This is a genomic window from Bacillus sp. JJ864, assembly GCF_036963045.1.
Taxonomy (GTDB): domain Bacteria; phylum Bacillota; class Bacilli; order Bacillales; family Bacillaceae_G; genus Bacillus_A; species Bacillus_A pseudomycoides_C.
Genome location: NZ_JBALLY010000056.1, coordinates 1 through 8826 on the forward strand (window position 1 = coordinate 1; position 8826 = coordinate 8826).

Annotated in this window: 9 protein-coding genes, 1 pseudogene and 1 riboswitch; of the genes and pseudogenes, 4 read left to right on the top strand and 6 right to left on the bottom strand. The window is 34.8% G+C overall.

Translation table 11 applies throughout. The features are described from left to right. Positions 1 to 225: 225 nt before the first annotated feature. From V7024_RS10215 to V7024_RS10225, 3 genes are all read right to left on the bottom strand, one after another. A complete protein-coding gene (locus V7024_RS10215; protein WP_335519134.1) occupies positions 226 to 699 on the bottom strand; it encodes a DUF2178 domain-containing protein in 474 nt (157 codons plus the stop codon). Further along, positions 692 to 910: a helix-turn-helix transcriptional regulator gene (locus V7024_RS10220; protein ID WP_335519137.1), complete on the bottom strand. Its 219-nt coding sequence runs from the start codon at positions 908 to 910 to the stop codon at positions 692 to 694. Before V7024_RS10220 ends, V7024_RS10215 begins: the two co-directional genes overlap by 8 nt. A gap of 109 nt (positions 911 to 1019) precedes the next feature. Further along, positions 1020 to 2180, bottom strand: coding sequence for a PcsB-like coiled-coil domain-containing protein (locus V7024_RS10225; protein WP_335519140.1), 1161 nt, complete (start codon positions 2178 to 2180; stop codon positions 1020 to 1022). 806 nt (positions 2181 to 2986) lie between these two features. Here V7024_RS10225 and V7024_RS24420 point away from each other — a divergent pair. After that, positions 2987 to 3505: pseudogene (locus V7024_RS24420) on the top strand (methyl-accepting chemotaxis protein); the annotation flags it as partial. A gap of 533 nt (positions 3506 to 4038) precedes the next feature. Continuing rightward, positions 4039 to 4178: riboswitch (cyclic di-AMP (ydaO/yuaA leader) on the top strand. 70 nt (positions 4179 to 4248) lie between these two features. Then, positions 4249 to 4545 (top strand): antibiotic biosynthesis monooxygenase, encoded by a 297-nt coding sequence (locus tag V7024_RS10235; RefSeq protein ID WP_335519146.1) that lies wholly within the window; start codon positions 4249 to 4251, stop codon positions 4543 to 4545. A gap of 48 nt (positions 4546 to 4593) precedes the next feature. On the opposite strand, the gene V7024_RS10240 is transcribed toward V7024_RS10235, so the two are convergent. The 3 genes from V7024_RS10240 to V7024_RS10250 all read right to left on the bottom strand — a co-directional run bounded on the left by V7024_RS10240 (position 4594) and on the right by V7024_RS10250 (position 7414). Continuing rightward, entirely contained in the window at positions 4594 to 4800 is a 207-nt protein-coding gene (locus V7024_RS10240; protein WP_335519224.1) for a hypothetical protein, read from the bottom strand. A gap of 137 nt (positions 4801 to 4937) precedes the next feature. Continuing rightward, the gene (locus V7024_RS10245) at positions 4938 to 6254 is read right to left on the bottom strand and encodes a D-arabinono-1,4-lactone oxidase (RefSeq protein WP_335519149.1); all 1317 of its coding nucleotides are present in this window, start codon (positions 6252 to 6254) and stop codon (positions 4938 to 4940) included. Then, a complete protein-coding gene (locus tag V7024_RS10250) occupies positions 6242 to 7414 on the bottom strand; it encodes an amino acid deaminase/aldolase (protein ID WP_335519152.1) in 1173 nt (390 codons plus the stop codon). Before V7024_RS10250 ends, V7024_RS10245 begins: the two co-directional genes overlap by 13 nt. Positions 7415 to 7633: 219 nt before the next feature. Here V7024_RS10250 and V7024_RS10255 point away from each other — a divergent pair, with 219 nt between their 5' ends. Continuing rightward, the gene (locus V7024_RS10255) at positions 7634 to 8173 is read left to right on the top strand and encodes a DUF3967 domain-containing protein (protein WP_335519155.1); all 540 of its coding nucleotides are present in this window, start codon (positions 7634 to 7636) and stop codon (positions 8171 to 8173) included. A 197-nt stretch (positions 8174 to 8370) separates the two neighbouring features. Then, the coding region (locus tag V7024_RS10260) for a hypothetical protein (RefSeq protein WP_335519157.1) at positions 8371 to 8826 on the top strand (456 nt) is incomplete at its 3' end.

The following is an 8826-nucleotide window of genomic DNA, read 5'->3' on the forward strand; positions in this document are numbered from 1 at the left end:
AGTTGTAATTATATATAAGCAAAAAGCTTTCTTTTTGGGAGGGCAAGAGCATCTGGCCATGCATAGAAACGGTTAGGGCCTTTTCCTTCCACATGCGGGGGTTAAAACAAAGGGAGAAAGCGAGTGCGAGTCATGTTGTATTCTGCATAGCAGCGACTTAGATGTAATTTATATAGGAAACAGCACTTTCAGGTGCAAAAAAAGATGTGCTCTTTGGCACATCTTTTACACAACCTTATTACGATGTAAAGAAATATGAAATACTGTAGTTTGGATTAATAAAACAAGAAATAATACATATAGCGGATATTCTGGGATGATTCGATTAAATAGTGGATAAAAAACTAACGATGCAGCTGCACAAGGTATAATAAAACATAATGAAAGAAATGTAGTGCGACACGCTTTTGCCGTCAATATTTCTTCTCTCTCATCTTCACTTGGAAATAATAACGGAAATGTCCAAAATGATAATTTCTTATATTTCTTTTTTTGTACCTTATAACCAACGAATATCCCTACCCCTATAATCAACATCAATGTAATTGGCGTTAGATTCATCGTAACAGTCCACGTTTGCTTTTCGGTACGGATGATATTTGCAAGTTCCATAATGATATGAAAACAATCCACAAATCCCCAACCAGCTATAATGAGTATAGCCATATTTATTACATATGAAAGACCCATTCTATTCATTTTCTATCTCCTCCTTTTGCAAGACAAATACCTCTTCCATCTGCATACCAAATACATTGCAAATCATGAGCGCTAATAATAATGATGGTACATAATCACCCTTTTCAATAGCAGCGATCGTTTGTCTCGTTACACCTACCTTTTCAGCCAATACACTTTGCGAAAAATGAAAACGGGCTCGCAGTTCTTTTACTCGATTGTTAATGGTCAATTTTACCACCTCTTACCATTATTGTATGCTAAACTTCACAAAATGTAAACTCAACTTAACATTTAATAACAAAAAAATCTACTTTGCCTTTGCAAAGTAGATTTTTACTTTAATCTAAAATAGTAACGCGAACTTTTTTTACGCCCCACTTACTAGATGCTGCTTTATCTGGAACGAAAACATCAATTTTATACCCTTGAATTGCACCACCAGTATCAGCAGCAATCGCTTCACCATATCCTTCTACCCATACACGTGATAATGGCGGAATAACTGCTGGATCAACTGCAATTAATTTTAAATTTGGATTAGCAGTTAAATCATATCCTCCATATCTGGAGTATACATGCTCTCCCGGCTGTTTCCCATTTTCTGCTGGATCGTTCGTATAAGCTGTAGCTGTTACGAAAATTTCACGTCCCCCGCCTTTTGCTGGCTTTTCTGGAACTGTATTGTTTACTGCCTGTGCTTGTGACTGTTCTTTCTGCGCTTTTTCACGATCTGCAGCTGCTTGTTGTTCACGAGCAATTGTATCTTGTACACCCTTCATATCTGCTTCAATCTTTGCTTTTTCTTGCGCAGCAAGTGTAAGCTGACTAGAAATTTGATTATATTTTGCTTGTACAGATTGTAAATTATCTTGACGTTTCTTTAAGTTTTCTTGTAAATCAGCTTGTGCTTTTGCTAATTTTTGTTTATCGCCCTCTAAAGACTTTTCTTTTTCATCAATTATCTTTTTATCGGCTTCAATTTGGCGAAGATCTTGTTCTTGTAAACGAAGAATCTCTTTATCTGCATCCATAATCGTAGAAACTGCAGTCATACGTTGCAGGAAATCTGCAATGTTTTTTGAATCTACAATTACTTCTACTACTAAACTTACATTTGAGCTGTCTTGAACAGAGACCATACGTTTTTTCATAATATCTTTACGCATAAGTACTTTTTCTTCTAAATTAATAATCTCTTGCTTTTTTTGCTCAATTTGTTTATGCGTTTCATTAATTTTACGCTGAATTGCATCTTGTTCTTCTTTATTTTTTGTAATTGTATTATTTAAGTCCGTTAATTCTTTTTGAATTCCTTCAATGTCTTTCATTACAGCTTGTTTTTCTTGTTCCTTTTGCTGCATGTCATTATTGTTATTTTGCAATTGCTGCTGCATGTTGTTTAATTTCTCGTCGTTTGACTCAGCTTTTACAGCAACTGTACCACTGAAACAAATAAATCCAGCTAATACAAGACTACTGATACGCTTAAAATAGTTCATAATCCGACTCCCTTCTCTTACATTTATACATGATTTGTTTTACAGTTTGTTTACAAACTCATTAAATACAGTTTATTTTTCATGACGAAATATAACGAATCATGAAAAAATTGTAATAAACTTATTCAAATATTTTTTAATTTTTATATAGATATATTTAAAAATAATGCTACAATTTCAATATAAAGTGAAAAATTTCTAAGTAGGGAGTTTCCTTATTCTTCATTGAACAAATCGGACTCTTATAATCAGTTTTCTAGTTATTCCTTTTTATTTATCTGAATTTTGGGATATTTTACCACCACTTGCAAGCAGCAGGATAAAATGAACTTTAAAAAATCTCACTACCTATTATGAAAATAAAATTACAGAAGCTTGGAGAGAAGACTATGTTTACAAAAAGCAAATCACTGGAAAAAGAAATTGCTCAGTTACAAAATCAAGTACAGGAATTAGAACATCAGTTACATGAGAAAGAACAAGAACACAAAAAGGTCATCACTTCATTACATGGAAACGTCTTAGCTATTGTCAGTGAACATGAAGAAGTCAATCGCCAACATCATACGCTACAAAATCTAGTTCAACAGTTAAGTGACTGTTTTAACAGCGTAACGACAAGTACAAACCGTTCCAACGAGCTGAACAATGATATGCTTCACAAAGAACAAGGGCTTATTCAAGCTATTGAAGAAATTGTAACATGTTCAAATGAAGGAAAAGATTCCGTTCATGGGTTACTTACTGTTATTAACAAATTAGGTGAGCAGTCACAACGTACGTCTAATAGTATGAATCACTTAAGTGAGCGCTCAAAAGAAATTGAACAAATTGTTGAAGTGATTCAAAATATTGCTGCTCAAACAAACTTACTTGCTTTAAATGCAAGCATTGAAGCTGCTCGTGCTGGTGAACATGGAAAAGGATTTGCAGTCGTTGCCAACGAAGTTCGAAAACTTGCTGAAAGCACTGCTGAAAGTACAAAAAATATTGGAGATTTAACAAAGAAAATTCAAGAAGAAATTGAAAAAGCATATGAAAATACAAAAGATAATCTTCACCTTGTTGATGAAGGTGTTGAAGTAAGCGCAGATACAAATGCAAAAATTGAAAACATCTTAACGATGGTACAAACATTACAAACAGGCGCTACAAATGTGATTGAATCAATCGAACAGCAAAAACATTGTAACGAAGACGTATTACGTGAGTTTACAAAAACACAACACATGTTCAAAAAAGTAAATGATACTCTAGTAAAACATATCAATGACTCTCAAAAAGTAGATACAAAATTATCTACAAGTCTAGAAGCACTAATTTGAACAAAGAAATAATAGAAAGCCTGAATCGATAGGTTCAGGCTTTTCATTATTCTGTATCTCACTTCATTTTTTGTAAAAAATTGTCGTTATCCTTACATTTACTCTGTTTTTTCTGAATAGTATTATATTTTATATAAAGTGAAACTTTAATCAGTGGGGGTTTTCTTCATCCCCCACTGATTATCAGCCCTCACCAATCGGGCTTTTACGGGCAGTTTATCTCCCACCTAACTTCTTTAGAAAAGCGGAAGCGGCTCGCTCAGAATCGCAGGACGCCCGCGCCCCTGACAGAGAGGCGCTTTTTGCCTCGTCCGAGGGGGCGAAACGACCGGAGATTCTAGCCGCTAGAGCTGGACAACAAAGAAATGTGGAAGTGGCTCGTCCAGAATGTGAGGGGGATGGAGCTTCTGACGTAGAGGTGTTTTTTACCTCGTAGGAAGAAGCGAAGCCACCGAACATTCTAGCCACTGGAACTGGACAATGCTTTTGCAGAATTTTGAGGTGGGAGTATTACTGCCCACGAATAGCGGGATAAATACTTTTTGCTGAATCCGTATGGAACGGAGGAACCGTTATTGTAAGCAATGGCTTACTAGGGGTGAATCATAACAGTAGGGTACCCTTCAAGGCCCGAACCCGACAGCTAACTTCGTAAGCATAACTGGAGGGATTACTTATGTTATGACTGAAGAAAAACGATACTTATCTTATTACTTTACTACTAAGAAAAAGAGGGATCCGTTATGTTCATTGTGACCAACATGCTTTATATAAAAAGAAATTGCGAAAAAGAAGTACTAACAACATTACAACAATATTACCCAACTCCTAATACGCTAGGTTTTATTAATATAGAAGTTTCCTATACAAAACATGAGAGGGATCATACAGAATTCTTCATTCGCACATTATGGAAAACGCAAGAGGATTATCGGGAATGGCTCACTTATAAAAAGAAATCTACTACTATTACGTGGCAGCAGCAAATTCAACCGTATATCATTTCTTCCAAGTCCAATGCAGCTCAGCTCCATCAGTAAACTAACAAAAAAAGCATGGAAGTCATATAACTTCCATGCTTTTTAAAATTAATATACTTTCTTTTCCTGACAGTATAAGTGAATCACATGTTCATTTTTCTGAAACACATCATGTGTTATATTAACAATGCTAAAATTACGTTTTTCTTGCTCTTTCTCATCTTTAAAAAAGACTTGTTCTCCTTCTTTAAATTGCCATGCACTAGTAAACGTTGTTACATACTCTCCATTTACTAAAAACATTTCATATTTCATCATTTGTGACCTCCCCCTTATCCCCGAATCAATTCTCAAAATTACTCTCATGCCATATCTAAATTATAAGCTGTTTAAAATGGAATTCAATATTATTCTAAACACTAAGTAGGATAACTATAGTTCTTATGGAAGTATCACTTTATGCCTTCATTAAACAAAAACATTTTTGCCAAATATGGATTTAAAAACATTGCTGTTGGATCTACTATTTGCCTCACCTCTAAAAAATCATGCAATTTTGGATATACTTGTTGCAACGTATCATATGTCATTGTATGCATTTTCCCCCAATGCGGACGTCCTTCATACTTTTGAAAAATCCGTTCTACTGCTTGAAAATAAGGAGTGTACTGCATCCCTTTGTACATATGAACCGCAATATAAGCAGAATCTCTTCCATATGACGGACTAAGCCAAATATCATCTCCTTTTGCATAGCGACATTCAATAGGAAAATGTACTTGAAATTTTTTTTCGTGAATGAGATGATAAATTTCCACTACTGCTTCTTTCATAGATTCTGCTGGAATACTATATTCCATCTCATAGAAACGGACATTACGAGCAGTTGTAAACACCTTATAACTTGGACCTACGATTTTGGTATTTGGTACTCCCTTTGCTGATAATTGACTAACACTTTTACTTATGGAAGGAAAAAAGCGACAGCTCTCTGATAACAATGCAAAAGCCATATTTTCGATTAAAGCTGTTTTGAGTTTATGCCACTTTAGTTCTCCTCCAACTTCTTTCGTTACGTTTGTAATTTTCACTTGAACATCTTCAGAATATGGAAAGATAAAGAATTCAAAATGACGATTCTTCTTATATTCTTCCAATTTACTCATAACAGTAGCAAATGATTCTTTTTTACTTTCATAAGCAAGAGAATATGCTGGAATGACTTTTAATTTAACTTTTACAATAATACCTAGCATACCAAGTGACAATTGAAACCCCTTCCAATATTGTGGATATTCTTTTTCGGAACACGTGATCACTTCTCCTGATGCAAGAACAGCTGTTACTTCCACAACTTGTGTTGCTAAATTTCCCAATGAAATCCCCGTTCCATGCGTTCCTGTACTAATTGCCCCAGCAATAGACTGTGCATCAATATCCCCTAAATTCTCTTGTGCATATCCGTTCTCTTGTAATATTTCACCTAGCTGAGACAGCTTTGTACCTGCCCATACTTCTACGATTAATGTTTGTGGATCAATCTCGCTAATCCCTTGTAATTCATCTAAAGAAATTAAAATCTCTTCCGTTTGAACAAGTGGTGTAAACGAATGCCCCGAACCAACTACACGAATACGCTTTCCAACTTCTTTTGCAAATTTTACAGCCTGAGCAACCCCTTCAATGCTTTTCGGATACATCGTATGCTGCGGTACTCCTTGTACATTCCCTGTCCAATTTCGCCACTGTCGTCCCCTTATAGAAAGCATTGTCCATCCCCCCGATATGTTCGATACTTTCCTACTACTTCACCACCAGAAATACGATATAAAAAAGAAAATCTTTCACATAGCTCCCCTGCTTTACTATGCCGAAACACAATCCCCTCCCCCATTCTTAATTGCTCTGTTCCTTCATAGTAAACAGGTGTTTGCACTTCACCTGCTCCTTCTAATGGAAGTAATTTTGCATCGCTTGGCATATACGGCTGCGGTTGCTTATCCTTTCCAGTCATTCCCGATGCAATATATCCTCCACCTAAACAGGTATAAACATGGGGTTCTGGCTGACGGACAATTGGTAATACAAATCCAACTGCTGGCTCAAATGCAATGTCTTTATAATAGTCAAAAAGTAGCGGAGAATAAAAAGCAGACCCAACCGTAATTTCTGTAACAGACTCATCTTGAACGGTTGTCTTTATACTCCCTGTTCCTCCGCCATTTACAAAACGTAATGAAATTCCTTTTTGCCCTAATGCTTGTACAATTAACCCTCGTCTGTTTGCAACTTCTCTTACTGAACGTCTTTTTAAATAAGAAACCACTTTATTTTGGAAGTTTTGTTTTGGTACATTATCCCCTACACCTGCAATCTGTGCTTCATAACCCATAACACCATCTATTTTCAAACAAGATGATTGTAAAACCCTATCAACTACTGGTAATACTTGTTCTACAGTACGTAAAGGAGACCGTTTTACTCCAAAATGAAAGCCCAAAAAACGACTGCTCATATCAATATCAAAACAAATACGAAACGTTCCTTCTACTTGCAATGCAATATGCTCCAAATACAGAATGTGCTCTTCGCAATCTACCATGCAAGTAATCTTGTATCCTTGTTTTGTAAGTATACTTATTTTCTTCAAAGCCTCTTCATCCCAAATCGGATATCCAAGCAATAAATCATCAAATCCCTGTTCAATTAAAAACAGAACTTCCACTGATGAGTAACACATAATTCCTTGAAAACAAGCATGTGATTGTAAAATTTTCTTCATCACTGAAACAGAGCGCAGTGATTTACTCGCAATCCGAACACGTTTTCCTTTATGAAGCTGAATAATAGATTGAATATTTCTCTCTAATGCATCTTCATTAAGAAATGCACATGGCATGGAAAGCCCTTGAAATGTTCTACGATCCACATCTCGCCCTCCCCTTGTATATATTTCTTATATATATATTGGAAAGAAAGTGAAATTTTCCTCTTCAAAAGAAAAAAAGTTCCTTCTCATCGAAGAAACTTTTTTCACATATTATATAGAGAGTGTTGTCCCCCCTATTCGTTTATTACTAACATTATGAATAAATGATATAATCTATTTTTATGTTATGTAATAAATTAATTGAAAAGGTGAGAAGGCATGGAGAAATGGCTTACACTTCGAGAAATTGCTCGAAATACATCTATACCTATTCAAACGGTAAAACGCTATGTAGAGGATTATCAATCATGTTTAATTATGCGTAAAGAAGAAGAAGTTTATCTTTTTCATGAAACATGTATTTCTACACTACAAGAGGTTAGACAATGGTATAAAAAAGGAAGGAATAAAGAAGAAATCAAAATGATTTTGACCAAAGCTTATAACAATCCCACGACAACGGTAGTTAAGAGGAGTACATGTAATGATGACCCTCTATTATTAGAAATACATCAACATTTTGAAAAAGAAAATAATGTTCATCAAGATCTTTTGAAGATGCTTCAGAAACAAAGCAAAGAGATAAGTAAGCTACAGCAAAAATTAAATGAACATTTAGAACAAAAAGAACGTATCGCAATAGAAGAAAGAGATCGTACATTAGCACAATTACTTAGAGAGATGCAAAATGTAAAAAGAGAAATAGCAAAATCAAAGAAAAAACCTTGGTGGAAAGTTTTCTTTTTTGAAAAGAACTGAAATTACATTTATATACATATTTATTTCTTAATTCGCGGGCAGCATGACCTCCACTGATTAAAGTTTCACTTTATTTTTAGTGGAATCACGTATGTTTTCCTTTCTTGTTGAAAATGCTAGACTTTTTTTGACGATTTTATTATGTTAAATATTGTGCACAAAAAGGAAAGCTCAAATTTGAGCGTTGGGAGTAGTTTATGACAGAAAATAAACAACAAAAACGCTTAATATTCTTGCTAACTGTTGTGTTGGTTGCAGTATTCCTATGCGTTAGTTGTCAAAACAAGAAAACAAGTTTGAAAAAGTCCCATGATGATGTAGCGAATGTACATGAGAATAAATATTCTGAAAAATCAAGTGAGAGTGATTCTTCTAAAGTAGAAGTTAAAAATAGTATTTCTAACCAATCACAAAATGAAAACCCTCCGAATTCAGAAAATGAAAGTAATATTTCGAAACAATCAATTGAGACAGATCACACTAGTAATTCACCTCAAAATGAGGACGATAGAGATTCAGATGAGAAAGTTTTTTCTAACGAAGTACAGAAGGAATCTACCTTCGTTAGGCTAGAACAAACGGACAATAATCGCAATTTAAACAACATGAATAATTTAATACAACCAGCACAAGTTAGTGAGGTACAGGAAAAA